Consider the following 25,178-nt stretch of genomic DNA (forward strand, 5'->3'; position numbering starts at 1 on the left):
CACACTCAAGCCGTTGCGGTCTCGCTGGCGACGGCTTGCTCGGCCAGGATCATCTGGCTGATCTTGCGACGGAAGCGCAAGGGGCCGGAATCCAAGGGCAAGTCCAAAGCGGCAGGACGCTCTTTCAGGGCTTTGTGCACTTCCTCCAGAACCACTTTGTCTTCCAGGAAAGCGTGGCGCACGTCTTCGTTGAAAATCTTGGAGATGGCCTCGTCATCCGGGCTGAAATTGCGCAGCTGGAACCAGAAGTAGCGGGTGTGTTCCTCGTCGATAGGCGTCAAGAAGTTATAGGAATCCATCAGGAAAACGTCCTGGTGGTACTCGCTAGGCTCCTCAGTCGCCGCACCGGCGGGCAGAAAGATGGCCTTGATCACGGCCAGCGACGGGAAGCGCACTTCGTATTGCTGTTTTCGGTCGCAATTGCCTTCAAATTTCACAAACTGCTTGTAAAACGGCGCAACTTCCACATTTTTTGACCAGCGCGAGACCGTCACGCCATTGTCCTCAACCTTGACGGCCAAAGGCAGGCCGATGATGTCGGGGCTGCCAAACGAGCTTTGGTGTACCCAGGACACGTGCGAGGGGTCCAGCAAATTGTCAGTGACGTACAGGTAATTGCAGTCCAACTCCATGGCATCACCACGGTTCACACCCCATTCGGGATTGTCCCACTCGGGAATGTCGATCAGTTTGGACGAATCTGCCAATTCAGGATCACCCATCCAGACCCAGACCAGGCCAAAACGCTCCGTACAGGGGTAGCTGCGCACCACCGCGCTTTTAGGGATTTGCGCCACACCGGGTGCCTTAGTACAGGAGCCGCTGCAATCAAACGTCAGGCCGTGGTAGCCACACTCCACCTGATCGCCAATTAAACGGCCTTTGGACAAAGGCAGTCGACGGTGCGGACAGGAATCTTCCAGGGCGACTGGCTGGCCGTCTTCACGACGATACAGCACCAGGTTTTCGCTAAGCATACGCACGGGCTGCAGGCTGCGACCGAGCTGCGTAGCCAATGCGCCTACATACCAGGCATTGCGTACAAACATGATTTACCCCCAACTCTGAATGCGGTGCATGACGGCTGAACGAGCCTATTCATGCTCTCTTGTCTTTGAAGCGCTCCGGCCCGATGGCCAGGGCTTCTGCGCCACTGTGCGGGAACGCCTAGAGCACCATATCAATCTGGCCCCGCTTGAGCTCGCCAACTGCGGCGAGACTTGCGCTTAAGTTCTTGTTCATCATAATCGCAATCAAATTCAGCCTACCATCCATATCGTTTAGAATTTCTAAAGTTCAATTACTTTTCTGGACGGGGTCTGAGCATCATGGATACCTTGCCTCCTTTACGCGCGCTGCAAGTCTTTGAGACGCTGGGCCATAGCCAAAGCCTGCAAGAAGCGGCCCGTCGCCTGAAAATTACGCCCGGTGCCATCAGCCAGCAATTGCGCCTGCTGGAGGACACGCTGGGCTGTAGCTTGACGTACAAAGAAGGCAAACGCTTGCGGCTGACAGCGGCGGGGGTGCGCTTTCATGAAATCTGTACCCAGGCGTTTGAGCTGTTGCGCGACGGCCAGCAAGAAATGGAGCGGTCGCGCAACACCAGCCTGCTTTCAATCAGTGCTTTGCCGTCCCTGCTTAAAACCTGGATGGCTCCGCTGGCGTTTCACTGGCAGGAGCAGTACGACCCGGAGCTGACACTGCACCTGAAAGGCAGCCACGCCGAACCCGACCTGGAGGCCGAGCAAATCGATTTTCGAATTACCTACGGTCAGGCCGCCGCCCGCCCCCGCAGCTTTACCGAGCTTTATACCGACCGTGTCGTACCCGCTTGCAGCCCGGCCCTACTGCAAGGACAAGCCGCCTTGCGGCATCCCCGCGATCTATTGAGCTATCCCTTGCTGTCCTCGGACTGGCAGCCGCGCTTTACCTCGCCGCCATCCTGGCGCGATTGGTTTGAATCTTTGGCTATAGACATAGGTGATACCCCCCTGGACCGCTTCCGGGTTTTTTCCCTGTCGCATATGGCGCTGGAGTCCGCCGTGGCCGGTCAGGGTTTTGTATTGGCGCAATGCTCGATGATAGAAAAAGAAGTACGCAGCGGGCAGTTGATCCTGCCCTTCTCCCATTCCTTACCCCTGCCCTGGCCTTATGTGCTGACCCGACGGGCAGGTGCGTTTGAGTCGCCTCATAGCCAGGATTTTCATCGCTACTTATTGAATCGGGCGCGACAGCAGGAGCAGATTAATCAGGCGCTGTTGCTGCAAGCATTAGTCTGAGCAATGTCGCAGCACAGCGAAATACGGTCAGCCTGCCGATTGACCTGTTTGCCTGGCCATGGCTAAGCACTCATAAACCATTGAGTGCTTCGGCTACGTAAGCGCAAGGCTATTCAATGGTTTAGCTCTACACCATTGCGCTTTTTAGGTCAGGCTCAAGCCTCCAGCCAAGTGGCCAAAGCAAGTCGAACGCATAAATCAGACAAGTACGTACAAGCGGCTTCTGCCACCCGATCAACGCACCTGCAGATACATTCTCAGCATCAAAAAAAGCGTGTTGACCCCCCCAAAGGGGGCCATCAACACGCTTTTTAATCCCGCTGAAAAGACCTCAGCGCCTTAGGCCACTACGGCAGCCAGCGACTCCGCGAAGTAATCCACGTTGGACTGGTTCAGACCCGGCACGCTGATGCGGCCCGACTCCAGAACATACACGCCGAAATCGTCACGCAGTTTCTGGATCTGCTCTTTGGTCAGGCCGGTGTAGCAGAACATGCCTTGCTGTTTGACGAAGTAGCTGCTGTCGTACTGAGGAGCCAGTTCTTTCAGGCGATCGCGTACGCGCTTGCGCATGGCGGCGATACGCTGACGCATGGTTTCCACGTCTGCGGTCCACTCAGCCAGCAAGGACTCATCGGACAAGACGGAGGCAATAGCCTGTCCACCGTGCGAAGGCGGGTTGGAGTAGATGCGACGCACCACGGCTTTAAGCTGGCCCAGGACGCGATCAGCTTCGTCCGCGCTCTTGCACACCACTGACAAACCACCACAACGCTCGGAGTAGTAAGAAAAGTTCTTGGAGAAAGAGTTGGCCAGCAAGAAAGTCAGGCCTGCATCGACCATGGCACGCACGGCGAAAGCGTCTTCATCCAGGCTACGACCAAAACCCTGGTAAGCCATGTCCAGGAAAGGAATCAGCTTGCGCTGTTGCAGCACAGGAATCAGTTGCAGCCACTGCTCGTCGCTCAGATCCGCTCCGGTGGGGTTATGGCAGCAAGGGTGCAGCAAGACAATGCTGTGCTCGGGCAGGACGGAGATGTCTTCCATCAGGCCAGTGAAATCCAGACCACGCGTGGCTGGATCGTAGTAACGGTAAGTGTGGGTAGGAATGCCCGATCCACGGAAAATGGAGTGGTGATTATCCCAGGCTGGATCGCTGATCCACATTTCGCTATTGGGGTAGGCTTCGTGCAGGAAATCGCCACCCACTTTCAAGGCACCCGAACCACCCAGAGTCTGAATGGTCGCCACACGACCTTCTTGCAGCACTTTGCTGTCGGCACCAAAAACCAGTTTTTGCACGGCGCTGCGGTACGAAGCCAAACCTTCAATAGGCAGATAGCCACGGGGCTGGCCCTTGGCCGCCCATTGTTCTTCGGCGCGGCGAGCCACATCCAGCAAAGGCAGACGGCCTTGCTCGTCGTAATACAAACCAATGGTCAGGTTGACCTTGCGATCGCGCGGATCGGCGTGAAATGCCTCGTTCAAACGAAAAATCGGATCACCACCATAGGCCTGCAAATGCTCAAACATGCTTGTTCCTTGAAAAATTACGGTTGTGGGCCGTCCGGTCTGGTCGACGGTCTATTCACATAAGCATTGACCTTATACCTTGGGCCTACATTTAGCCAATATCTTGGGGATCTTTTTGCAGCACATGAGCACGCGAGCGATGCATGAATGCGTCATCAGACTTGTCCCCCCATGGCTTGGCGCGACACCTGTTCTTGTCTAGTCGGTGCAGGCAGTCAAACCCCCGCGTCACCATGCAGCCTGTTCACACCTCCCGCAAACCGAAGGTTCAAGAACGTAAACACGGTGTACCAGCTTGTCTGCCTGGGCCTTGCCAGCAACGAATATACATGGCTTTCTGGCGATACAGAACCATGCACTTTCATTCATTCTGCTTTTGCTCCGCCAGCGTTGCCCACCTGACACCGCATTGTCATATGCAGATCCCGCTCAAGACCGTTAACATGGGACTTTCACCGTTTCATCAGGAGTCCGCCGTGTCCGTATCGCCGCTGCCCAGTCCCGTATCCTGCCCTTTAGAAGGGGCCAGCAACTTCCGTGATATTGGCGGCTATGCCACAGGCTCCGGGTTCTTTCGTACAGGCCGCGTCTACCGCTCGGACCATTTAGCGGATTTAAGCCGCCAGGATCTGGACACTCTGCAGGAACTGGGCATTGCCTGCTCACTGGACTTCCGTGGAGCACACGAACGCAAACGCTCTCCCTACCAGTACAGCTTTCTGACCAGTCATGCGCTGACCGTCGAACCCACCGTATTGCCTGATTTTCTGGACATGCTTGCCAAGGGCGAAGTGGACGTCAAAGCTGCCTACGGCACCATGAACAAGACCTACACGGAATTCGTGACTGGACATGCCGCTACGTTTGGACGGGTCTTTGACCAGTTGCTGGAAACCGATACCCCTGTCGTCATGCACTGCACGGCGGGGAAAGATCGCACCGGCTTTGCCGTCGCCTTGCTGCACCGCGCCGCGGGCGTACATCCTGATGATGTGATGCACGACTATCTGCTCACCAATCAATTCTTCCGCCGCCCCAATCTGCCCGACAACCGTGGCATCAGCGACGAAGTACTGGATATTCTCTGGGGTGTGCAGCCCGAGTTTCTGGAAACCGCCTTCAAGACCATTGATAAGACACACAGCAACCTGGAGAATTTCTTCCAGCACGCCTTGAAGCTCAGCCCCGCCCGACGCGAGGCCTTGCTGGAACGCTACACCGCCTAAACCACGCCTACGGAGGTCGCTGGCAACTCCCAGTGACCGTCCAGGCTCAAGGCTGGCCCTATCACATTGCGCCAAGTGGGCAGATCATGCATTTGCGTAAACAAAGGCATGCAATAACGTGGCTGCACCATATCCACCAGCCAGCGCAAATCCGTCAAACGCGGGTGTACATTCCAGCACAAGGTGTGCGTGCCGCGCGGAGCATGCGGGGCCACATAGCCGGTATGAATCAACAAGCGGTCACCAGGCTCGGTATTGGGATCTGAGGCCCGCGCCTGCTGCTCACGAATCAACTCTCCCGCCTTGCCCTGACAACCGTCCGGTTCCCCCGCCAAAAGCAGGTGTGCTTGTGCATCAAACGTGGCGGCACGTGGCATCAGTTCACGCAAGGATTGCTGCACGCCCGGCAGCAACAAGTCACTGCTTTGGCTGATCATGCGAGTCAGGTTTTCGTAGCAGGACGCGTCCATGCTCCAGTCCTCAAAACCTTGTTGCTGACGCCACAAGGCAATCTCGATCGCCCGGCCTGAAGGCGGTACCGGCAACAAGGCAGGGTGAGACTCCAGCAAGGACTCCAGAATGCTCCAGGCGACGTGATGAGACTGATCATACAGACCGTAAGACGCATCCAGTAACGCCAAATCGGCAGGCGGCGGCAAATCAAAGGGAAACAGCAAGGATTCGCAGGAAAAGTCCCCGCTATAAAACAGACCGCCACCCACATCCAGGTGCAGCCAGACACCACCCAGGGCATGGCCGGACAAACCAGTACGAACGGCAATATCACCAATATAAGTCGTACCGCGTGTCGGCAGTTCACGCCATATCCGGCCTGCAGGCAGACTGCGCGCGGTCGAGGCCGTAGCGTAAACAGGAATATGCTCGGGCAGTTTGGATAAGGAGCCCATATGATCCTGGTGATCGTGCGTCACCAAAATGGCATCCACCTCCAGCCCCTCATACCAATCGCACACTTGACCAGGGTACAAGGGCCCGCCCGCATCCAGCAGCAATCGCAAACCACATGCCTGCACGAGAATGGCGGCTGGGGCTTTGCCTCCGTAGCCGCTTAACACCGTCACTCGTGTCTGGTTCATACTCCGTCCCCTACAAGGCATTGTGGCCAATACATCGCCAAAACACACCCGGCACTCTGCTTTGCCGCACGGTGCAACACCGGACACAAAAGCAAAGTATCAACAAGCTCAATGGGCCGCAGCGCACGCTGCCGGACAGAGAAAGGCATCAACTTAAAGAACCAGAGCCACCGAGGTGCCCTGCCTTAAAAAAACGACGACAGGATCAGGTTAAACAAGTGTTCTTTCAGCCCAGTTACAGTTTTATGGCAGTTCGATGGCAGTGCCGGGCCGAAAAAAAGAGCGCCAGATCGACGCTCCTGAAAAGGGGGACTACAAACAGGAACTTAAATAATGAGAGGTGTCAGAAATACGGCCAGAATCACGGCCATCACCAAACGCATGACAATCCCCAAGGCCGCAGCCAGCATGACTTCTTTTTCATTCAGGTCTGAACATTCGGCCCAGACCACCGGGATCTGTCCAAATACCGCCGACAAGGGCAGGCCGGACGAGGCCAGAACGAACGCCCCCACGACCAGGGAAGGGTCCAGTGTCGAGGCAATAGCCTGCAATTTACCCATTGCCAGTGTCGGGCTGACCAGGATGGCCAACACGCCCGTTTCGGGATGAATGTTCAACGCCAGCAAACCCCGTTCAAGGACATCGCTGATCGGAGCCCAAATGCCGATATGTTCAAGCAAGCCAATGACACAGAACACCAGGGCCACAGCCGGAATCAGGATCAGCAGCAACAATTCCACCCCTTCACGGGCCGCTTTGAACAGCATGGGGGCAAAATCAATATCCGGCGTGAAACGAGGCGCAGCCAGCAAATCCACTGAGCGGACGTTACGATAAACCAGCCGTGACAACAGCAGGGGTGACAGTAACAAGGGCCCAAAGACCGCAATCAGCACCACGGCAAAGACATTCACCCCAGCAAAGGTCAATGCCATCATGCCCAGCATGAACGTTGAGAAAGATTGCTGAGACTGCACCATCGTGGCGACCGCAATTTTCTGCTCGTCTTTGGTCGCCCCTGCCTGGCGCAGCAAGGGCCCCGAGATCCGGCCAGCCGCATTGATATCGCCAAAAATGTTGTACACGCTGGGAATGATCACGGCGGGATTGATCCCGATAGCCCGCATCGCCGGCATGAAAACCCGCATCATGGCATCGGTAAAGCCCAGACGCTCCAGCAGCCGCCCAATAATGACGCTAATAATGACTGCAACCCCGACCTGCCCGGTCAAAAACACATCCACGACAACGGGCTTGACCTTGTTCAGCACGGTATCAAAGGCACCGGACAAGGTCGCGGGAAAGAAAAACAGCGTCAGCATGGCCGCAGCCAGCAAGCTCAGGCCCACCACCTCGATACGTTCCAAAGGACGGCGGCCCGCAGGGGGTGAATGCACAACCTTATCGATTTCTATTGTTTTGTTATCCATGTCTGTCTCCGTTCAGGAAGCTGGATTTACTGAAAGCTCAGCACGTTCTTGCCCATGAGATGAGCTGTCGAGAAATGCTGGGCGTATTCACGCAAGCGGACACCCCCCACTTGATGCACCGGCGTAGACGTCACCCGATCACGGAACATCACCACCTCGACACCATCGAGCAAGGCGCTCAAGGCATAGGCCAGTGGCAGTCCGTTCTCCAGAATTTCCAGTACATGGCTGTTACCCACCAGAAAATTCAGTCCCAGTTCACGGGCGCATTCAATCAAGGCATGGCCGTCGTAGACTCGGCTAATCGACGCCAGTACCGTATCCACACCAGGGTTTTCAGCCACTGCCTGGTGCAGATGCTCAGGACTGAATCCCGTATGCGGAAAGATATGCAAAATACGGCTGACTGGGCTGCTACGTTCGCCCAGTCGAATCGCACCGCGCGTCAAGGTACTGGTCTCCAGAATATTCTCGTTGTCCTTGATGCGGCGCTCGGCCTGCAAGACCTGATCCTCCAGATCCAACCCCATGAAACCATCCAGCCTATCGAGCATATCGCCCAAGGTGTTTACGCCTTGCAAGGGCTCGCCCACGAACATTACATTGCCATGAATACCTCCATAGGCAATATCACTTTTAGCCACTTTGTGGCCATGCAGATACGCAATGCCCGGATGCAAGCCATGAAATGCCTCATGACACTCCAGCGCCGCCACCCCATACAGATCCAGATAGTCCTTCAGGGTCACGCCCCCACAACTGGCGGCATCGGCAATGGGGTGGTGTGCCACAATGGCATCCACCCCGGTCGCGCCAGCCAACTCAATACTCAGTTCGGACATGGTCATACACACGGCCACCTTGCGCACTTCCTTGTTGGGATCTCCATGAATCAGCCCTGGAATTTCCAGCACTTCCTTACCGTAAATCCCAGAGGACTTCCAGATCACGAAAGGATGATGGCCACACTTGACCTCATCCATACAGGACACCATGCGTCCCCCCGTAATGACGTTCAACGCATCCAGCAAATCGGCTACATAGGCCATGATTTTGTCTCCAAATAAAAAGCCGGCCTCGGGCCCTGGGAAATCCCAGAGTCCGAGGCCGGCGGTATGCAAGCACTTCCTGTCGGCAACTTCCCCAAGCAGGCCGGTCAGGGCCTGGGCTTGGCTCCAGGGCAAATTGCACATCAGGCAATCCACTCTGGACGGAAGGACAACAAGACTGTCTACCAGTCAGCTTCTTTTTATCGATTCGGAACTCAGGGCAGCGGTTTGCACCGGCGCCACTGCATTCACACTCCTTTTTGCAACAACACCATGGTGGAAGACAACTGCGCTGTCGCGTCGTAGTCCTTGAATATGGCCACCACATCCAGGCCATACTCCTCCACCAAAACCTGCTTCATCTCCTTTTTGAAAGCCTTGATCAGGTACAGATCGGCCAGATCGGCAATATGTGCGTTCTCACGGCTCAACGTTTGCAAGGCAGGCTGGCGTTTATGAACCGCCAACATGCTGATCCTGTCATCGAGCACATCAATCTTCAGTGTCACCACACCTGACGCAAAAATACGGCTGTTGATGCGGTTGTAGTCCCGGGTCAGCGCCTGCTTGAATTCGCCCATGGAAGAAAAGCCTGCCATCACCATTGCCTACCCCCAACCTATTTGAATTATTGTCGTTTACCCGTGTTCAGCGACCGCCTCCTGCCCCATCTTGCCATGCTGATAACGGCGATACGCCAAACCAGCAACGGCAATATCTTCAATCGCCACACCCACTGATTTATACACGCAAATTCCCTGTGCGTCGTAGCCTTGTCCACGGTCCAATTGCAACCAATCGCTTAGCTCACACACCTTGCCCTGAATGCTGCAATCCGCTGCGGCCTGAATCAAGTCCCCCGCCTCCAAGAGCGTCTGCTCCCCCCACTCCACAATGATCTTGCCTGCCCGTTGCAAGCAAACATCATCCAGCTCCCGCGCAGTGGGCAGGCTGGAACCAACAGCCGCCACAAAGCAGCCTGGTTTGAGCGTACGCCCATCAAACAAGGGTTCACGGCTGCGACTGGCCGTCACCAGAATATCGGCCTGAACCGCGATCTCTTCGGGACGCATAGCCAGCACCGGTACGCCACAGTCCAGCTCCAGCTTGCGGCAACGCTCCTGATCAACATTCGGGCTCCAGACCAGCACACGGCGCAAATCAAACGCCTGGCAAAACTGCTGGACATGCGCAGTGCCCTGAGCCCCGAGCCCCAGCACGCCCAAGGTGTGAGATTGAGGATCTGCCCCCCGCTGTGCAGCCAACACCGAGCACGCCGCAGTACGCCACTGCGTGATCGCACCAGCATCCAGCGTTGCCAAGGTTTGCCCACTACGCGCATCGAACAACACAATCACAAAGTTGAACTTGCCATGCACGGTCGTATAAATCTTGGCGCCAGCCACTTGCTGACCTGGAATGACCGCCCCCAAGGTCGACAAGCGCGTATCGCCCACCTGCGTGCGCACACGACGTTGTTGCGCCGCCTGCCCCTGCCCAAACTCGATAAAAGCCTGCTCCAGCACCTCCTGTACTGCAGGTGCATCCAGCAACATGTGTAATTGGCTATCGGTTAAATGCAGCATGTCAGTCCCTACCAGGTCACCGTGACATCACCACGTACAAACGTCTGGCAGGCCATGCGAAACCCCTCTGCCAGATCCTGCTCAGACAAGTGTTTATGCTCTTTGGCTTTGACCTCATCCGTATTGTCCAAGCCTTCGGTAATGCGGCATTTACACGTCCCGCAGATACCGCCCCCGCACTTGAACGGAATGCCACCCCGCTCCCGAATCGATACCCGCAGCAAATTGCTGTTTTCAGCGGCGGACACAACCAAATCATTGTTCGATGCAAATGTAATCTGAACCATATTCTGCTACCTCAGGATTGCTGCTATACCGGGGCCTGGGCCCCGGCCTTGTGACCGGCGACCTCACACTGACGCAACTCGGCCTGTATGCTGCCAAACTGCGTCAATCCGGCCAGCTCTTCATAAGCCTGCTCGGCTGTCGCAAACTTTTCCATTTGCCGGGTAGGAATGTCATTGACGGTTCCATTGGGCGTCTCTTCCACAATGCGAACCCGCGACCCTTCCTGAATACGCGCAATGGCAAACACCGCTTTGAAACGACCCTGAAAATGGTATTCATACGCCGCCACTATTTCCACGCCCACGCCCGGCTCCGTTCGGTATTCCCCTGGCTTGCTCGTTAGCACCACATACATCACTGCACCTCCTGTATTTCTGCCTGCTCCAGAACGATGTCCTGCGTAATCCACAACTGACACGCCAGCCGCCAGCCCTGATCCAGACGCTCGCCCAACTGCTTTTTCTCTTTCCAGTTGGCGGCAGGCAGATGCTCGGCCCCCTCCAGCACACGACACGCACATTTGGCGCACTTGCCCATGCCACAGCCATAGGTCAGATAAGGAAAAGGAAACTGCTTGATCCCTGCCCGGACCACCAAATTGGTGTTCTCCTGTACCTCGCCCACATGAGTCTGGCCGTTTTTATGAAAAGTAATGGTTGGCATAAGGCCTCCTGCTTGCTGCCAATGATGCGACCGGATTGCGAGCCCTGACCGCCTGAAAAAACCAAGAACGGTATACCAAGATAAAAACCGCAACCTTCAAGCAACAGTTTTTCTTGTTTTTAGACACAAATCTCCGTCAATTTGAGTAGAAACCCCTATTGCGGTATACTTAATTCAATTCAAATTCCTTAACGAGATCATCATGAAAACCCCCGTCGAACTTCGCTATCTGCAGCGTCCCGTCGGCGAGCAGTTGCTGCCTCATCTGGCTCAGCGCAAGCATCTGCGCCGTCGTATTCCACTCATCAATCTGCCCTCGCTCACTGAACTGTTTGGCAGCCGAAAAAAGCGCGAACCCGAAGCAGCCCAAGATCCGCTTGCGCACCAGGCCTAAGCAAGAGAAGGCTCTGCCGGGCTGGTATCGGACTGAAAGTTGAAGGCATCGGCATACATGAACTGCTCATTGGCACCGTGCTCCTTGAACAAGCCACGCGCCTGCTCAATCATCACGGGCGAGCCACACAAGTAAATGGCATGCTCGGACAGGTCAGGCTCATCCTGGCAGACCTGTTGTTGCACATAGCCCCGAGCGCCTTGCCAGCTCTCGTCAGCATGCGAGAGCACGGGCACGAAACGGAATTCGCACAAGCGGTCTGCCCAAGATTCGATTTCCTGAGCCAGATACAAATCCTCGGGTCGGTTCATGCCCCAGTACAGGCTCACGGGCGGGCAGTCATCCTTATCCAACAAGGATTCCAAAATCGCCTTGATCGGTGCGATACCCGTGCCGGTTGCCACCATAACCATGGGCCGCCAATCGCGTTCGCGCCAATAGAACACACCCAAGGGCATCTCCAGCAGCAACTCGTCTCCGGCCTTCAGGCCGGGCAAACACACTTGGGTAAAACGGCCGCCTTCCACTTCTCGCACATGCAGTTCAATACGACCCTGTGCGGCATCAGCATTGGCCATGGAAAAACTGCGCGCACGCCCGTCCTCGAACAAGATGTTCAGATACTGACCAGGACGAAACTGCACTTGCACGTCCTGGGGCAACTGCAAGGTCAAGCGCCAGATTCCTTGGCACGCCCGCTCCACGCTATGTACCTGCGCCTTGACTTGCTCCGTGTCTGGCAGCTCATCACGATGAGCGGCCAGACTGATTTCAATATCCGCATCCAGTCGAGCCTGGCAGGCGGCGGCATGACCCTGCTCATGTTCTTCATCGGCAATACTCATGGGCAGGCAGTCATCCTCATAACAAACCTTCCCGCGAGTGACCTGAATGCGGCAGGTACCGCAACCGCCAAACTCACAGTCGCTATAGATGCGCACGCCTTGGCGCTGGGCGGCCTGCAAGATAGTCTCTTGCGGTTCTACCCAGAACTGCTCGCCGGTTTCCTTGATGTCGACACGATGGGCCATGACCCGTCCTCCTGATGCCACTATTTCTTGATGTCCGCCTGAACCAGCACGTCCAGACCCTCTGCCTTCAAGGCCTCGGCCAGCGCCTGCAAGCCGGCCACACCGGCTGCCGTGTCCTGCTCGCCGTTACCGCCACTCAGACCGATGCCACCAATGACTTCACCATTGACCACAATGGGATAGCCGCCCACAAAGGCCGCAAAGCGTCCCTCAAAGCTCAACTGAATCCCGAAGGCCTCGTTACCAGGCAGTGCGGGGCCATTAGGCGCTTGCGTGAACAAATGGGTAGAGCGTTTGTGACCCGCGGCGGTAAACGCCTTGTTCCAGGCAATTTGTGCACCAGTAATACGCGCCCCGTCCATGCGTTCCATCACGATGGGGTAGCCCCCTTCGTCCACCACGCAAACGGTCTCCAGCACGCCAATCTCTTTGGATTTGGCAATCGCCGCGTCCACCATCAAGCGCGCTTCGCGCTGTTCGAGACGTAGGATTTTTTTCATAAGTCTTCTCTGTATTTCGAGTTAATAAAATTCAGATACCGCGATACACGGTCTTGATCTGGGTATAGAACTCCAGGCCCGCCCGACCCGACTCACGGAAGGTGGAGGTGCTGGACTGTTTCAGTCCACCAAAAGGAGCATTGATCAAATTGCCGGTTGTCGTGCGATTGATCTTGACCGTGCCGGCCTCAATGTCATTGGCGAAGCGATGCGCATATTCAGCACTGCGCGTCACAATGGCGGCGGACAAGCCGTATTCGGTGTCATTGGCCATGGCCAGTGCCTGCTCGTAGGAGTCGATTTCCAGCAAGGCAATCACCGGACCAAAAATTTCTTCGCGAGCAATACGCATCTGCTGGGTTACGTCTGTAAACAAAGCCGGCCGCATGAACAAGCCACGTGCATATTCACCTTCGGTCAAGCGTTCGCCGCCCAGCAAATGGGTGGCTTCCTGCTTGCCGATGGCCACATAGTCCAGAATGCTTTCCAACTGGCTTTCGGTGGCAATGGGGCCCAGATCGGGGTTGCCATTCAAGCCGTTACCCACAGTCAAGACGCTAACTTTCTCTACCAAGCGCCGCGTGAACTCTTCTTTGACCTGACGATGCACCAGTACACGGCTGGTGCCCGTGCAGGCCTGACCACTTAGCGAAAACCCACCTTGAACCACCAGCTTGACGGCCAGATCCAGGTCGGCGTCTTCCATGACAATCAAGGGGTTTTTGCCACCCAGCTCCATCTGGGTGCGAGTACTCATGCGTGCTTGGCGGCAAATGTCTTCACCCGCCTGGGTCGAGCCAGTAAACGAAATGGCGCGTACCTGAGGAGATTGCACCAGCGTGGGCCCGACTTCCCTGGCCCGGCCATGCACCAGATTCAGCACACCAGCCGGAATCCCTGCCTGAGCAAAGGCCTCGCACAGGTAATAACCCGTCAACGGTGTATCCGACGAAGGTTTGAACACGACGGTATTGCCAGTAATCAAGGCAGGCGCAATTTTGCGTGCCGGAATGGAAATCGGAAAATTCCATGGCGCAATCACGGACACCACGCCCAAGGGCTCGCGCTGGGTATACACCAGTTGCTGCGCATCATCCTGCGGAAAGGTCTCGCCGGTATAGGTCTGGCCTTCAACCGCATAAAAACGCAGGGTCTGGGCCGAGCGTCCGACTTCCATCTTGCTTTGCGCCAGCGTTTTGCCCTCTTCCCGCGTCAGACCCTGAGCGATACGGTCCACATTGGCATCAAGCCAGGCTGCCGCTGCAGTCAGCACACGGGCCCGGGTGGAAATCGGCGTTGCTCGCCATCCCGCAAAAGCAGCTTGCGCTGCCGCAACCGCGGCCTGCGCATCGTGTTCCGTGGACAGCGGGAACGCCCCCACGACATCATCCCGATCGGCCGGATTCAAATTAGGCGTCGTGCGCCCGCTCTGGCTGGGCTGCCATTGCCCATTAATGTAATTGTCGAAAACGACGTCCTTGAGATTGTCCACCGCTGTACTTCCTTGTATCTAGGTCGGCGGGCAGCCCATCTGCCCGCCTGGCTTTCTGGCTTAGGCTGCTTCCAACTGCAGTTCTTGCAGACTGATCTCGTCTTTGACGTAATCGTTGTACAGGGAGGTGGTATACAGTAGACGCATCTCGGCACCAATTTCGCAAATACGCAAGCAACGCTGCTGCAGTTCCACGGTATTGGCGTGCTCGAGCACGATCTGATAACCACGCTCGCCGTGGATTTCGTCCGACACAATGTGCAGGTCGAAAAACTCCACTTCTTCGTCCGTGAAGCCGTATTTTTCACGCAAAGTTGGTGTCTGCTTGCGGTAGATAGATGGCACTTGGGATTCCAGGCCCACCACCAGCCCTGCCACCGCGACGACCGGATCTTCACGCATGGCAATGGCGTAACACCAAGCTTGCAAGGCACGGGTGGTGGCATTCATATTGTCGGGATCTTCAATGCGCGCCCGTGTCGTACCGCAGGCTTCGCCAAAGCGGATCAGCAAATCGGTATGGCGATCACCGCCAATTTCCTCTTCGTACATATTGGCCAGCAAGAAATCTTTGGCCTCCACGTACTGGGCGGGCGTGCGGGCATACAGATAAGCCAGGTAATCGGCAAAAGGGCCAACGTAGTGGTAATGGTTTTCCGCCCAGCGGGCCAGATGCTCCCGACTTAATTTGCCGCTGGCCCAGGCAATGCTGAAAGGGGAAGTATTGGCGCTTTTCCCTTTAATGGCGGTTTCCAATGCGGTGCGAAATTCATCGCGATTCAGCAGTTTTTCCATGACTGTTTCCTTGTTGAAAGACGTCGCCCTGACAGCAGCCGACGAAATATGAAGTTTGGACTATTTATGTATATTGTATACCGTCTGCTATTTTAGAAAGTAGGGAATAACCCTGCCTATTGGTCAAACCAACGCCACACACCCATCCTTACGCGGATCGGACACAGCTTTCAAGCGGCCATCCGCCAGGCGCTCGACCGCTTGGGCCCCGCCAAAATCGCTGCGGCCAGCCAGCTCGCCTACCCCCTGGTCGGGCGACGCATACCCATACTCACGCAAAAAAGTCCTACGGTTTGCATCAAAACCATCTTCCAGCGCCAATCGTCCCGCCCCTTCCAAGCGCCAGCGCGGTTCAAACAAGGCCTTATCCAACGGCCAGCCATCGCGCAAGACACGAGTCCATATCTGTATCTGGCCCTGGGGTTGCATCAAGCCACCCACCACGCCCAATCCCATATGAAACTTGCCGGACTTCATGGCCAGAGACGGGACAACCGTGTGATACGGACGTTTTCCCGGCCCAGGGCCATTCACATGCCCAGGCTCGGAGAAACCAAAGCCTCGGTTTTGCAGTACAAACCCACAGCCAGGCACGGCATAACCGGAGCCGAACCGTTTGAAAATGCTGGACATGAACGTGACGGCCAACCCGTCCTCGTCCACCACAACCGTGCAAACCGTATTGCCTGCCGGATCACACACGACCTGAGCGGCATGAGCCATTGCCGCTTCAGTCGCCTGGATCAATGCCAATTCAGCCTCATCATCATCCGGCGATCGGTTCCAGGCGCTTTGAATCGCGTCCAACACAGCCACTCCATGTGTATTGGGCGGACATTCATACAGACTGAACTCGCCCAGTGATGCGCTGACGGGCTCACAAAAGAATCCTTTATGCCGACGAAAGTCCTCAGCCCGCAACAGCCCCTGTGCCAGCTCCATTGCTTGTTCAGCCTGCTGCGCGGGGCGTCCCAGATAGAAAGCATCGGGGCCTTGCGTAGCGATGTCCTGCAAGACAGCCGCTAATTCCGGATTCAGATACCGCTCCCCTGCCTTGGGCGGCTTGCCCGCCCTATAAAGGGCGGCACACACAGGATCACGATGCAACACAAAATCGAAGATTTGCCATTCACGCGCCGCCACTGACGCTACCGCAAACCCTTCCTGTGCTGCCTGGATGGCGGGCTGAAACAAACGAGCCCAATCCAGACGACCGTAACGCTGGTGCATATCCCACCAACCCCGTACCAAACCAGGTGTCGTGATGGACAACACGTGACGCTCTGGAATCCTCGCCCCAGGCAAAGCCTGAACATGGTCCGCGCGCAACAGCAAGGGGGCCGCACCACTACCGTTATAAGCCAGCGGGGCGCTGCCTGGCTGTGCAACCATCGCCAACAAGTCGCCGCCTATACCCGTTGCCATGGGCTCAACGACACCCATGACAGCATCGGCAGCAATGGCCGCATCCACCGCACTGCCTTTGAGCTCCAGCATGGCCTGCGCGGCCCGCACCGCCAAAGGGTGTCCGGCAGCGACGGCCCACTGTTTCCCCAGGCCCTGTTTTTCACCTGCGCTATACGCTGTCATTCCCATACCGCTTATCCAAACACCAGTACGGCACAGATTGTCGAGATAGCCATCCCGGTCAGTACCGGTACCGTCAAGGCCCGCACCAGATCAAGCACATGCACCCGAGCAAAACCCGCCACCGCAATCAATGAAGACCAGGCAATCAGGGTGCCACCGCCGGTCCAGATCGCACCAATCTGCCCCACTGCTGCCAAGGTTTCGATGTCCAGGCCCGACACGGGACTCAAGGCTGACGCCAGGGTGCCTGTCAGAGGCAGACCCGAAAAACCCGAGCCATCAATGCCCGAGATCATGCCCACCAACAGAACCCCAAACGCCACCAGAAAATGATTGTCCGGAATCAGGTGCTGGCCGGCTGAAATCAACTCAAACAGAAGGCTGGGTGTTTGTTCCAGTGGGGTGCCCAAAATGGCAGACGTTGCTTCACTGGCGCCTAGGAAGAAGAAGCCGGCGATGGGCAATACCGAACCCATGGCACGAAACGCGAATACAAAACCATCAGTCATGTGATCCGGGCAGGTATCCAGCATGCGCCGCGGACCTTCAGCCATACAGGTGGCAATCATCATCAACACAAAGGCGACGCCCCCAACCAGACCGGCGGCATCTCCACCGCGCAGAACAGGTAGGGACGGAATGAAGCGGGGCAGCAGCATGATGCCAATCACCGCCAGAAACGCCAGTGGTGTGATCCAGGCCAGAATGCGTGAATACCGCTCTTCCTTGGCGCTTAAGCCGGAGTGCACCGTGTGCTCATTACCCGCCGTACCACGGGCAATCTCTGCCTTGTCATAGGTACCTTGGGTTTCCACTTCATCCAGGGTGCTGTCCGGCGCCTGGCGCATCCAGGCATCCAGCAAACGGCTATCAGCCGGTTTGAAATAGCGACGCATCAGTAAAAACGTCAACGTCAACGCAACGCCACCTGTAATCCAGGAAAGCACCAGCGCACGATCGGCCAGCACAGCAACATCCGCACCGACACCCGCCGCCTTGGCGCTGATACCCGGAGCCACCCCAATGATGTAGTCCGACGATAGCGCCATGCCCTGCCCACAGATCGCGATCGCCATCGCTCCGACCAGGGGAGGCAAACCAGCCGCAATAGCCGCTGGCAGCAAAATGGCCGACACCAGAGGCACGGCGGGTGTCGGCCAGAAGAACAGGGAAATAAAGTAAGTGGCCGCGGCAATCATCAGAAAGGACGATGCACTATTGACCATGACCTTACGGAAGGGAGCCACCATCTTTACATCGGCCTCCAACCTCTTTAACGAGTTCAGCAAGGCCGTCATGAACGTGATGACCAGGAAAATATTGAACAACTCCTGCGCCGCCACAAAGCTGGCCGAAAAAATACTGATTAAGCCCTGGATAGGGCTGCCCGTTATGGCCGTGACGACCGCCAAAGTCCCAATGACGGATGGCACCACCACGTTGGCCCGGAAAATCATCGTAATGATGATCACCAGAACGCTGATCAAATAAGCCCAGTGCGCCGCACCGAGCACCACGTCGCTTTGCATGTGTCCCCCTTTCCTTCTCTTTTTCTGAATATTAAGCACACCTTAAACGGTATACTATCTTCAATTATTGTTATCTATCAGAAAAATTTATCAAAAACTGGGGAAAACTCTAAGGATTTTATGTTTGAAACACTTAGATTGAATACCTTATACAAATAAAAGGATTGTTATGGCGGCTTTAATCGACCTCGTGGACCCGCTATCCTGGCTGCTGATGGCCTGTCTGGTGGTTTTGGCCGCGTTTTTACAAGGGGTGGGCGGGATTGGATTTGCCATGCTGGTGGCACCCATTGCCGCCCTGATCTTCCCACAGCTAGTACCCGGGCCGCTGCTGGCCTTGGGCGGTAGCGTCTCTTTACTGGCGGCCCTGCGAGAGCGTCAACATATCGTGCCTAATGTCGTGGTCTGCGCACTGGGCGGGAGGGCCACAGGCTCGCTTATCGCTGTCTTGGGCATGACGCAACTACCGATAGCCGCCGTCAATCTGGGTTTTGCATTTGCCATTCTGGGCGCAGTCGCTCTCAGCGCCTGGGGTCTACGAATATTGCCCTCCAAACGCAACATGATTCTGGCTGGCATAGCATCGGGCATCATGGGCACCCTAACCTCGGTTGGCGCTCCTGCCTTGGCAATTGCCATGCAGAATCTGGCGCCTGCACAGCTACGTGCGTCACTCGGCCTTATTCTCTTTCTGGGCGCGAGTCTGTCGTTGATATTGCTGATTCTGGTTAACCTGTTCTCCTTGCAGCAAGCCATGCTCAGCATCGTGCTCTACCCGTTCATGTTGCTGGGTTTTGCTCTATCAGGGCAATTACGTCATAAAGTCAGTCTGCCATTAATGCGCAGGCTGCTATTGGGTATCTGTTGCATCAGTGCCCTGGTCTTGATTGCACGCACACTGTGGCAGTAAACACTTAGCCACCAAACTGTATACCATATTCAGTAAAGTGCGCCTACACCGTATAATCATGTCTGGCCCTTTTGCCCGATTGCACAGGTCGTACCATGAATATCCCCAGTTTCAATCTTCCCAACTCCCTTATCGATGCGGATAAGCGCCGCTTGGGTGATCAGCATGCCTCCTTGTTTGCGGTGATACGCGACCAATTGCGCGAGCGTATTCTGAGTGGTGAATTCCATCCGGGTGACCGCCTGGTGGAGGGCAAACTGGCAAGCGAACTGGGTGTCTCGCGCATCCCAGTTCGGGAAGCCCTGCGCGAGCTGGCCTCCGAAGGGCTGGTTACGATTGAGCCACGCCGTGGTGCCTCGGTCGCGGTGCTATCGGCCGAGATTGCCTACAACATGGCTGAAGTGCGTGCCACCCTTGAGGGGCTTAATGCCAAGTTGGCCGCCCAACGCCAAGATCCGGCCAATATTGAGAAACTACAATCCATCCTGACTCAGGGACATGAGGCCATGGATGCCGGCAATCTGGATTTGCTCAAATCCCTGAACCGGCAATTTCATGAAACCCTGGCCACCATGTCAGGCAATATCGTCCTGACCGAGTTGATGCGCTCCCTGCGTGATCGCACCGCGCTGCTCTTTGCGCCCAGCAATCTGCAGCGCATCCGTCAGAACTGGGAAGATCACGCCCAAATCCTGAACGCAGTTGTGGCCGGTAACAGTGATCTGGCCAACCTGCTGGCGACCCAGCACGTACACAATGCGGCCAAGGCTTATCAGGATGCCCAAAACGGCGAAAAAGCCTGATCAGGCAGGGCGGCCCGCTCTCAAGGCTGCCTCAAAGACCATCCAAACCGATGCCAGACGCCGCTGGTACTTGTGCGCTCCACCAAACAACAGCTCGCTTTGCAGACTGTCAATCAAGGCCATGTAAGTCATGGCCAAGGTATCTACACGTAAACCCGTCTCGGGTTTGGCCAGGTCAGACTGCACCATGGCCTGATAGATGATGCCTTCCAGATCATCCATGAACACATGCATGGGTTTCATCACCACATCGTACAGATGCACGGGCGGAGCAAATAGGCTGCGAATCCAGAAGCGCACTTGAGGCGACTGCTCAAAGCGTTCCTGTATCCCTTCCAGATAGGTTCGCAACTGCAGCTCAATGCCATCGCCTCCTTGCAGAACCTGACGAGCATGGTTCAGTTCATCGTCCACAATCTTTGGAATCAGGCTCAGAAACAGCTCATCCTTGTTACGGAAATGGGCATAGACCGAGGGTTTTTTAATACCCACATCCGCCGCGATCTCGTTCATGGTGGTGGCATCAAAGCCCTGCACAGCAAAGCGCGCCAATGCGGCATCCTGTAGTTTTTCAGTTGTGGTTTTGCTCACAGTCCAACACGCTCTCAGTGTCAAAAAGGCCAATGATCAGGGCCGCTTTCGCGGCCCGCTGCAAATACTTATTTTACAGCCCCCAGTCCCCCAACCGATCTTGCTACCGAACGGCAACGGCCCGCCAGAACATACAACAGAACCGACAGCAGACCGCAGCCGCCAATCGCCAAGGGCAAAACCTGCGGCCCAGGCACAGCCAGACTGACGATGTAACCTACCACAGCCGAAATCAGGTAGTGGAACATGCCCATCAAGGCCGCCGCCGTCCCCGCCTGCGGGCCAGCCACATCCATGGTCAAGGCCGTCACATTGCCAAAAACCATCCCTAAAGAGCCGACCGAAACGGCAATCAAGGCAGCATACAGAATCAGGCCAGCCGCGTTTGCTTGCACGGCCATATACAAGAGCCAGGCCGACACCGTATGGACAATCAGTCCTAGAGCCAGCACCCGAGAGGTGGGCATCCCGGCCTTCAACACGTAATTGCTGACAACCCCACCCAGGACCAACGCCACCGAGTTACCGGCAAAGACGTAGCTGAACACAGCAGGCGATAAAGCAAAATATTGCGTAAATACAAAAGCCGAGCCACTGATATAGACAAACAAGGCAGCCAGTGCAAAGCCACCGGAGCCGGTATACGCCATGAACGGCTTATTGCCCAGTTCGCGTCCATAGGCGCGAATAATATGGCCGGGGTTCAAAGGCACACGCTGCGTCACGGGCAAAGAGTCCGGTATGGCCTTCAGCCCCCAAAGCAGCCCGATCATCCCTAATGCAGCCAGCATCCAGAAGATGGCACGCCAATCTGCATGGCTCAATAGATAGGCACCCAGAATGGGAGCCACAATCGGTGCAATCATCATCACCTGCATCAACAGGGAAAAGATGCTTGCCGACTCTTTTACATCGCACAAGTCCGCCACAATGGCACGCGGTGTGACCAAGCCTGCCGCCGCCCCCAAGGCCTGGATAAAACGCGCAACAAGCAAAGCCTCAACCGATGTGGCCAGAGCACCCAAGATCGAACCGATCACAAAGATTACTACGCCCAACAGCAAGGGAGCACGACGCCCAAAGCGATCCAGCAAAGGGCCATACATGCCTTGCCCCAACGCCAGGCCCGCCAGAAAGATAGACAGAGTCTGCTGAATCCGGCCCGAGGACACGCCCAGCTCCTGCGCAATGGCTGGCATACCCGGCAAATACATATCAATTGCCATCGCATCCAATGCCGTCAACATGGCCAGCAGCAAGATCAAGGACCATGTCAGGCTCCTGGTACGGGACAAATCGCTCATAGTGCGCTCCCTACTGTGCGGAAAAACAAAAACTCAAACACGCTTACACCCCCATCTATCACAATTCCCACTAAAATTACCTACCGTTAGGTAGGTAATTTGTGACTGTACTACTTTTCAGGATTTGGGCGAAAAAAAACCCCGGAAAATCCAGGGTTTCTAAACACCTGCACCGCTAAAACTTAGATGTCCAACAAGTCGCCCATGTCGTCAGCATGCTCTTCCTCTACAGCCATGATTTCAACCAGCATCTGGCGAGTGGTTGGATCTGTGTCGCCAATACGTTCGATCATCTGGCGATAGGACTCAATGGCAATACGCTCGGCAATCAGGTTAGCGCGAATCATGGATTTGATGTCGCTGTTATCGTCATATTCCGCATGACTGCGTTGGGCCAGGTTTTTAGGATTGAAGTCCGGCTCGCCGTTCAACTGCACAATACGTTCAGCAATACGGTCGGCATGCTCGGCCTCTTGCTGGGCATGCTCCAGAAACTCGGCTTTGATAGGCTCATTGTTCAAGCCGGTAGCGGTGAAGTAGTGGCGCTTGTAGCGCATCACACAGACTAGCTCCGTGGCCAGAGCTTCATTAAGCATTTGAATGATCTCTTCACGATTGCCCTTGTAGCCAGATGCCACCGCACCATCGTCCACAAATTTCTTGGCAGCCGCGCGGATAGCAGCAACATCGATAGGACCTTGGCTTGGTTTGACAGCTTTCTGCTTACTCATTGCATTCCTCCGTATTGATTCCCACCGCGACAGCGCGGCGCAGTATCGCGCAACAACCGGAAACGAACACACGGACTCCATAACCAACAAGTGCCTGCCCTAAACCTGGGTTTGAAGTCTGCACGCTGCGGGTGGTCGAGACCGATCGTGCAAGAAACTGAACAAAGTGAATAGGTGCTTTTCATGGTAACGATTGCCCCTTGGCTTGGAAAGCGCCCAACTGCCTCCTCCAATGGCAAAACGGCAGGTCGTTCGACAAGAAGCAACTAAAAACCAGACCGCGTGAGAGTTGCTCAAAATCACCATCCATGCAGGCTAGAAGCGAAATTCATTACTGGTTTTCCCCAATAGAAACGGCCGCGCTCCTCCTCAAGCAGAGATACAAGCTCAAACACTTGGATACAGGATCGGCACTGTCAACGGTCTGTCTCAATCCAGTATCGACACATTTTTTTATTTATCACCTCCCCTCTAAAGCACATATAATTTCAGATAATATGAAACGATCGTTACTTCCAATCAGAACAATGACTTCAATCAGTTGGCTACTTCTGACCTATAAGGTCCCCTCTGAACCCAGTGCAAAACGACTCGCCCTATGGCGACGCCTGAAAGCCCTGGGCGCAGTGTATTTACAAAACGGGGTATGCGTGCTGCCCAAAACGGACGAGCATGTACGCCGCCTGAAGGTATTGGAAAACGATATCGCCACCATGGAAGGCGAATGCGTCCTGCTGGAAACCATTGCATTAGACAAGGCCCAGGAAGACAAAGTGATTACCCGTTTCACAGACGACCGCAACGAGCAGTACCAGGAGCTGCTGGGCCGCTGTAAGGATTTTGAAGTCGAAATCGCCAAGGAGATTTCGATCCAGAAGTTCACCTACGCCGAGCTGGACGAGGAAGAGACCGATCTGAAAAAACTGGAGAACTGGTTCGAGAAAATTCAGAAACTGGATTTTTACGGCGCCCCCCTGGCACAGGTCGCTCAAGAGCGCCTGCAAGACTGCAAGGCACGGCTGGATGAGTACGCCCAAATGGTCTACGACGCTCATGAAGAAAACCGCTAATCCGGCGTTCACACCGGCTGCCGACGTGCCACGAGCCAAAATTCACCGCAGCGTCTGGGCACTGGGCTTCGTGTCCATGTTCATGGACATTTCATCGGAGCTGATCCACGCCCTGCTGCCCATTTATATGGTCACTGTACTAGGCACCTCCGTGCTTGCGGTGGGCTTTATTGAAGGGATTGCCGAAGCCACCGCTTCCATCATGAAGGTGTTTTCCGGAGCGATCAGCGACCGTTTTGGAAAGCGCAAACTGTTGGCCGTCATTGGCTATGGGCTGGCGGCCCTGACCAAACCCATTTTTCCTCTGGCGAACTCATTGGACTGGCTGGTCGGTGCCCGCTTTGTAGACCGCATCGGCAAAGGCATACGCGGTGCCCCCCGTGACGCCCTGATCGCCGATGTCACTGCCTCCGAATCGCGTGGCGCGGCCTACGGCTTGCGGCAAACACTGGATACCATTGGCGCCTTTGTTGGCCCCCTGCTGGCAATTGGGCTGATGTGGTGGACAGCCAATAATTACCAGTTGATCTTCTGGGTTGCCGTGTTGCCTGCCTTTGCCGCCATCGCCATTCTGGTGTTTTTTGTGCGCGAGCCTAAATTACCCGCCAACACCCGCCCCCGCACACTCCCCCTGAATCGGGCAGACTTAAGCCGTTTGGGTGCCCGCTATTGGTGGGTTGTGGCCATTGGCCTGGCCTTTACCCTGGCCCGTTTCAGCGAAGCCTTCCTTCTTCTACGCGCAGAAGCCAGCGGCTTGCCGCCCATGTGGGCCCCTGCCGTCCTGGTTGTCATGGGGCTGGCCTTTTCCCTGTCTGCGTACCCTGCAGGGGTACTGTCGGATCGCATGCGTAAAACCGACCTGCTCCTGATCGGCGTGACCCTGCTGATTGCTGCCGATCTGGTGCTGGCCTTCGTCCCCGGCTTGATGGGTCTGGGCCTGGGCGTTGCCTTGTGGGGCCTGCATATGGGCTTTACCCAAGGTCTGTTCAGCGTTCTGATTGCCGACAACGCCCCCGCCGAACTGCGTGGCACCGCCTTTGGTCTGTTCCATCTGCTAACCGGCATCGCCTTGCTACTGGCCAGTGTTATTGCTGGTGTGCTCTGGGACACCATCGGCTTTCAAGGCACCTTTGCCGCTGGCGCACTGTTTGCGCTTTTGACTGGCGTGGGTTTGGTCATACTACGACGTTCAGCCCAAGGAGCGTTCTAAGCCACGGCCTGAGTCTCTCAGGCGACAGGTCACTATTGGCCATTGACTTGTTTCGAGACCCGACAAAAAGGCCC

Annotated in this window: 26 protein-coding genes; 7 read left to right on the top strand and 19 right to left on the bottom strand. The window is 55.8% G+C overall.

All coding sequences use genetic code 11. The features are described 5' to 3' along the window. Positions 1-5 precede the first annotated feature (5 nt). Entirely contained in the window at positions 6-1,049 is a 1,044-nt protein-coding gene (locus ACDI13_RS09560) for an aromatic ring-hydroxylating dioxygenase subunit alpha (RefSeq protein ID WP_316990771.1), read from the bottom strand. 279 nt (positions 1,050-1,328) lie between these two features. Here ACDI13_RS09560 and ACDI13_RS09565 point away from each other — a divergent pair, with 279 nt between their 5' ends. Next, positions 1,329-2,279 carry a LysR substrate-binding domain-containing protein gene (locus ACDI13_RS09565; protein WP_316990770.1) on the top strand — a complete coding sequence of 317 codons (951 nt, stop codon included), beginning with the start codon at positions 1,329-1,331 and terminating at the stop codon, positions 2,277-2,279. Positions 2,280-2,618: 339 nt separating this feature from the next. Here the strand turns inward: ACDI13_RS09565 and ACDI13_RS09570 are convergent, their stop codons facing one another. Continuing rightward, a complete protein-coding gene (locus ACDI13_RS09570; RefSeq protein ID WP_316990769.1) occupies positions 2,619-3,812 on the bottom strand; it encodes an amino acid aminotransferase in 1,194 nt (397 codons plus the stop codon). A 353-nt stretch (positions 3,813-4,165) separates the two neighbouring features. Here ACDI13_RS09570 and ACDI13_RS09575 point away from each other — a divergent pair, with 353 nt between their 5' ends. Then, positions 4,166-5,038: a tyrosine-protein phosphatase gene (locus tag ACDI13_RS09575; protein WP_372372413.1), complete on the top strand. Its 873-nt coding sequence runs from the start codon at positions 4,166-4,168 to the stop codon at positions 5,036-5,038. On the opposite strand, the gene ACDI13_RS09580 is transcribed toward ACDI13_RS09575, so the two are convergent. The 8 genes from ACDI13_RS09580 to ACDI13_RS09615 all read right to left on the bottom strand — a co-directional run bounded on the left by ACDI13_RS09580 (position 5,035) and on the right by ACDI13_RS09615 (position 11,154). After that, complete coding sequence (locus ACDI13_RS09580) at positions 5,035-6,135, bottom strand: MBL fold metallo-hydrolase (RefSeq protein ID WP_316990767.1); 1,101 nt, start codon at positions 6,133-6,135, stop codon at positions 5,035-5,037. The two genes, ACDI13_RS09575 and ACDI13_RS09580, sit on opposite strands and share 4 nt — an antisense overlap. 326 nt (positions 6,136-6,461) lie before the next feature. Next, the gene (locus ACDI13_RS09585; protein WP_316990766.1) at positions 6,462-7,568 is read right to left on the bottom strand and encodes a hypothetical protein; all 1,107 of its coding nucleotides are present in this window, start codon (positions 7,566-7,568) and stop codon (positions 6,462-6,464) included. A 26-nt stretch (positions 7,569-7,594) separates the two neighbouring features. After that, on the bottom strand, positions 7,595-8,617 hold the full coding sequence (locus tag ACDI13_RS09590; protein ID WP_316990765.1) for a Nif3-like dinuclear metal center hexameric protein: 1,023 nt from the start codon (positions 8,615-8,617) through the stop codon (positions 7,595-7,597). Between the two features lie 248 nt (positions 8,618-8,865). Continuing rightward, on the bottom strand, positions 8,866-9,216 hold the full coding sequence (locus tag ACDI13_RS09595; RefSeq protein WP_316990764.1) for a DUF2294 domain-containing protein: 351 nt from the start codon (positions 9,214-9,216) through the stop codon (positions 8,866-8,868). Between the two features lie 39 nt (positions 9,217-9,255). Then, positions 9,256-10,203: an ornithine cyclodeaminase family protein gene (locus ACDI13_RS09600; RefSeq protein WP_316990763.1), complete on the bottom strand. Its 948-nt coding sequence runs from the start codon at positions 10,201-10,203 to the stop codon at positions 9,256-9,258. 8 nt (positions 10,204-10,211) lie between these two features. Next, positions 10,212-10,490, bottom strand: a complete 279-nt coding sequence (locus tag ACDI13_RS09605) for a 2Fe-2S iron-sulfur cluster-binding protein (protein ID WP_222669144.1) — start codon at positions 10,488-10,490, stop codon at positions 10,212-10,214. Positions 10,491-10,513: 23 nt separating this feature from the next. Continuing rightward, positions 10,514-10,846 (bottom strand): ferredoxin, encoded by a 333-nt coding sequence (locus tag ACDI13_RS09610; RefSeq protein WP_316990762.1) that lies wholly within the window; start codon positions 10,844-10,846, stop codon positions 10,514-10,516. Further along, the gene (locus tag ACDI13_RS09615) at positions 10,846-11,154 is read right to left on the bottom strand and encodes a 2Fe-2S iron-sulfur cluster-binding protein (protein WP_316990761.1); all 309 of its coding nucleotides are present in this window, start codon (positions 11,152-11,154) and stop codon (positions 10,846-10,848) included. The genes ACDI13_RS09610 and ACDI13_RS09615 overlap by 1 nt, the downstream gene beginning before the upstream one ends. 202 nt (positions 11,155-11,356) lie before the next feature. Here ACDI13_RS09615 and ACDI13_RS09620 point away from each other — a divergent pair, with 202 nt between their 5' ends. After that, complete coding sequence (locus tag ACDI13_RS09620) at positions 11,357-11,548, top strand: hypothetical protein (RefSeq protein WP_316990760.1); 192 nt, start codon at positions 11,357-11,359, stop codon at positions 11,546-11,548. Here the strand turns inward: ACDI13_RS09620 and ACDI13_RS09625 are convergent. The 6 genes from ACDI13_RS09625 to ACDI13_RS09650 all read right to left on the bottom strand — a co-directional run bounded on the left by ACDI13_RS09625 (position 11,545) and on the right by ACDI13_RS09650 (position 18,485). Further along, the gene (locus ACDI13_RS09625; protein ID WP_316990759.1) at positions 11,545-12,579 is read right to left on the bottom strand and encodes a 2Fe-2S iron-sulfur cluster-binding protein; all 1,035 of its coding nucleotides are present in this window, start codon (positions 12,577-12,579) and stop codon (positions 11,545-11,547) included. The two genes, ACDI13_RS09620 and ACDI13_RS09625, sit on opposite strands and share 4 nt — an antisense overlap. Before the next feature lie 20 nt (positions 12,580-12,599). Then, positions 12,600-13,079, bottom strand: coding sequence for a heme-binding protein (locus tag ACDI13_RS09630; protein WP_094198108.1), 480 nt, complete (start codon positions 13,077-13,079; stop codon positions 12,600-12,602). A 31-nt stretch (positions 13,080-13,110) separates the two neighbouring features. Then, the gene (locus ACDI13_RS09635) at positions 13,111-14,571 is read right to left on the bottom strand and encodes an aldehyde dehydrogenase family protein (RefSeq protein WP_316990758.1); all 1,461 of its coding nucleotides are present in this window, start codon (positions 14,569-14,571) and stop codon (positions 13,111-13,113) included. A gap of 60 nt (positions 14,572-14,631) precedes the next feature. Beyond that, on the bottom strand, positions 14,632-15,366 hold the full coding sequence (locus tag ACDI13_RS09640; protein ID WP_316990757.1) for an iron-containing redox enzyme family protein: 735 nt from the start codon (positions 15,364-15,366) through the stop codon (positions 14,632-14,634). Positions 15,367-15,489: 123 nt separating this feature from the next. After that, complete coding sequence (locus tag ACDI13_RS09645) at positions 15,490-16,956, bottom strand: gamma-glutamyltransferase family protein (protein ID WP_372372414.1); 1,467 nt, start codon at positions 16,954-16,956, stop codon at positions 15,490-15,492. Positions 16,957-16,967: 11 nt separating this feature from the next. After that, positions 16,968-18,485: a hypothetical protein gene (locus ACDI13_RS09650; protein WP_316990755.1), complete on the bottom strand. Its 1,518-nt coding sequence runs from the start codon at positions 18,483-18,485 to the stop codon at positions 16,968-16,970. A gap of 169 nt (positions 18,486-18,654) precedes the next feature. Here ACDI13_RS09650 and ACDI13_RS09655 point away from each other — a divergent pair, with 169 nt between their 5' ends. Both ACDI13_RS09655 and ACDI13_RS09660 read left to right on the top strand, forming a co-directional pair. Continuing rightward, on the top strand, positions 18,655-19,395 hold the full coding sequence (locus ACDI13_RS09655; RefSeq protein WP_316990754.1) for a sulfite exporter TauE/SafE family protein: 741 nt from the start codon (positions 18,655-18,657) through the stop codon (positions 19,393-19,395). Positions 19,396-19,490: 95 nt separating this feature from the next. Beyond that, positions 19,491-20,198, top strand: coding sequence for a GntR family transcriptional regulator (locus ACDI13_RS09660; protein ID WP_316990753.1), 708 nt, complete (start codon positions 19,491-19,493; stop codon positions 20,196-20,198). Here the strand turns inward: ACDI13_RS09660 and ACDI13_RS09665 are convergent, their stop codons facing one another. The 3 genes from ACDI13_RS09665 to ACDI13_RS09675 form a co-directional block, all read right to left on the bottom strand. Then, on the bottom strand, positions 20,199-20,789 hold the full coding sequence (locus ACDI13_RS09665) for a TetR/AcrR family transcriptional regulator (RefSeq protein ID WP_316990752.1): 591 nt from the start codon (positions 20,787-20,789) through the stop codon (positions 20,199-20,201). It lies immediately after the preceding gene. A gap of 68 nt (positions 20,790-20,857) precedes the next feature. Then, positions 20,858-22,093, bottom strand: a complete 1,236-nt coding sequence (locus tag ACDI13_RS09670; RefSeq protein ID WP_316990751.1) for a multidrug effflux MFS transporter — start codon at positions 22,091-22,093, stop codon at positions 20,858-20,860. A 182-nt stretch (positions 22,094-22,275) separates the two neighbouring features. Then, a complete protein-coding gene (locus ACDI13_RS09675; protein ID WP_316990750.1) occupies positions 22,276-22,824 on the bottom strand; it encodes a ferritin-like domain-containing protein in 549 nt (182 codons plus the stop codon). Positions 22,825-23,351: 527 nt separating this feature from the next. Between ACDI13_RS09675 and ACDI13_RS09680 the strand changes: the two genes are divergently transcribed. Both ACDI13_RS09680 and ACDI13_RS09685 read left to right on the top strand, forming a co-directional pair. Further along, entirely contained in the window at positions 23,352-23,894 is a 543-nt protein-coding gene (locus tag ACDI13_RS09680) for a Chromate resistance protein ChrB (protein WP_316990749.1), read from the top strand. Further along, positions 23,878-25,104, top strand: a complete 1,227-nt coding sequence (locus ACDI13_RS09685; protein ID WP_316990780.1) for an MFS transporter — start codon at positions 23,878-23,880, stop codon at positions 25,102-25,104. The genes ACDI13_RS09680 and ACDI13_RS09685 overlap by 17 nt, the downstream gene beginning before the upstream one ends. The last annotated feature ends 74 nt before the right edge of the window (positions 25,105-25,178 follow it).

This window comes from Alcaligenes faecalis (assembly GCF_041521385.1).
Lineage (GTDB): Bacteria > Pseudomonadota > Gammaproteobacteria > Burkholderiales > Burkholderiaceae_B > Alcaligenes > Alcaligenes faecalis_E.

What these genes read in the sequence shown, in the direction of transcription:
- ACDI13_RS09560 (WP_316990771.1), bottom strand. Translation starts at nt 1,049, where the DNA reads ATGTTTGTACGCAATGCCTGGTATGTAGGCGCATTGGCTACGCAGCTC.
- ACDI13_RS09565 (WP_316990770.1), top strand. Translation starts at nt 1,329, where the DNA reads ATGGATACCTTGCCTCCTTTACGCGCGCTGCAAGTCTTTGAGACGCTG.
- ACDI13_RS09570 (WP_316990769.1), bottom strand. Translation starts at nt 3,812, where the DNA reads ATGTTTGAGCATTTGCAGGCCTATGGTGGTGATCCGATTTTTCGTTTG.
- ACDI13_RS09575 (WP_372372413.1), top strand. Translation starts at nt 4,166, where the DNA reads ATGCACTTTCATTCATTCTGCTTTTGCTCCGCCAGCGTTGCCCACCTG.
- ACDI13_RS09580 (WP_316990767.1), bottom strand. Translation starts at nt 6,135, where the DNA reads ATGAACCAGACACGAGTGACGGTGTTAAGCGGCTACGGAGGCAAAGCC.
- ACDI13_RS09585 (WP_316990766.1), bottom strand. Translation starts at nt 7,568, where the DNA reads ATGGATAACAAAACAATAGAAATCGATAAGGTTGTGCATTCACCCCCT.
- ACDI13_RS09590 (WP_316990765.1), bottom strand. Translation starts at nt 8,617, where the DNA reads ATGGCCTATGTAGCCGATTTGCTGGATGCGTTGAACGTCATTACGGGG.
- ACDI13_RS09595 (WP_316990764.1), bottom strand. Translation starts at nt 9,216, where the DNA reads ATGGCAGGCTTTTCTTCCATGGGCGAATTCAAGCAGGCGCTGACCCGG.
- ACDI13_RS09600 (WP_316990763.1), bottom strand. Translation starts at nt 10,203, where the DNA reads ATGCTGCATTTAACCGATAGCCAATTACACATGTTGCTGGATGCACCT.
- ACDI13_RS09605 (WP_222669144.1), bottom strand. Translation starts at nt 10,490, where the DNA reads ATGGTTCAGATTACATTTGCATCGAACAATGATTTGGTTGTGTCCGCC.
- ACDI13_RS09610 (WP_316990762.1), bottom strand. Translation starts at nt 10,846, where the DNA reads ATGTATGTGGTGCTAACGAGCAAGCCAGGGGAATACCGAACGGAGCCG.
- ACDI13_RS09615 (WP_316990761.1), bottom strand. Translation starts at nt 11,154, where the DNA reads ATGCCAACCATTACTTTTCATAAAAACGGCCAGACTCATGTGGGCGAG.
- ACDI13_RS09620 (WP_316990760.1), top strand. Translation starts at nt 11,357, where the DNA reads ATGAAAACCCCCGTCGAACTTCGCTATCTGCAGCGTCCCGTCGGCGAG.
- ACDI13_RS09625 (WP_316990759.1), bottom strand. Translation starts at nt 12,579, where the DNA reads ATGGCCCATCGTGTCGACATCAAGGAAACCGGCGAGCAGTTCTGGGTA.
- ACDI13_RS09630 (WP_094198108.1), bottom strand. Translation starts at nt 13,079, where the DNA reads ATGAAAAAAATCCTACGTCTCGAACAGCGCGAAGCGCGCTTGATGGTG.
- ACDI13_RS09640 (WP_316990757.1), bottom strand. Translation starts at nt 15,366, where the DNA reads ATGGAAAAACTGCTGAATCGCGATGAATTTCGCACCGCATTGGAAACC.
- ACDI13_RS09645 (WP_372372414.1), bottom strand. Translation starts at nt 16,956, where the DNA reads ATGACAGCGTATAGCGCAGGTGAAAAACAGGGCCTGGGGAAACAGTGG.
- ACDI13_RS09650 (WP_316990755.1), bottom strand. Translation starts at nt 18,485, where the DNA reads ATGCAAAGCGACGTGGTGCTCGGTGCGGCGCACTGGGCTTATTTGATC.
- ACDI13_RS09655 (WP_316990754.1), top strand. Translation starts at nt 18,655, where the DNA reads ATGGCGGCTTTAATCGACCTCGTGGACCCGCTATCCTGGCTGCTGATG.
- ACDI13_RS09660 (WP_316990753.1), top strand. Translation starts at nt 19,491, where the DNA reads ATGAATATCCCCAGTTTCAATCTTCCCAACTCCCTTATCGATGCGGAT.
- ACDI13_RS09670 (WP_316990751.1), bottom strand. Translation starts at nt 22,093, where the DNA reads ATGAGCGATTTGTCCCGTACCAGGAGCCTGACATGGTCCTTGATCTTG.
- ACDI13_RS09675 (WP_316990750.1), bottom strand. Translation starts at nt 22,824, where the DNA reads ATGAGTAAGCAGAAAGCTGTCAAACCAAGCCAAGGTCCTATCGATGTT.
- ACDI13_RS09680 (WP_316990749.1), top strand. Translation starts at nt 23,352, where the DNA reads ATGACTTCAATCAGTTGGCTACTTCTGACCTATAAGGTCCCCTCTGAA.
- ACDI13_RS09685 (WP_316990780.1), top strand. Translation starts at nt 23,878, where the DNA reads ATGAAGAAAACCGCTAATCCGGCGTTCACACCGGCTGCCGACGTGCCA.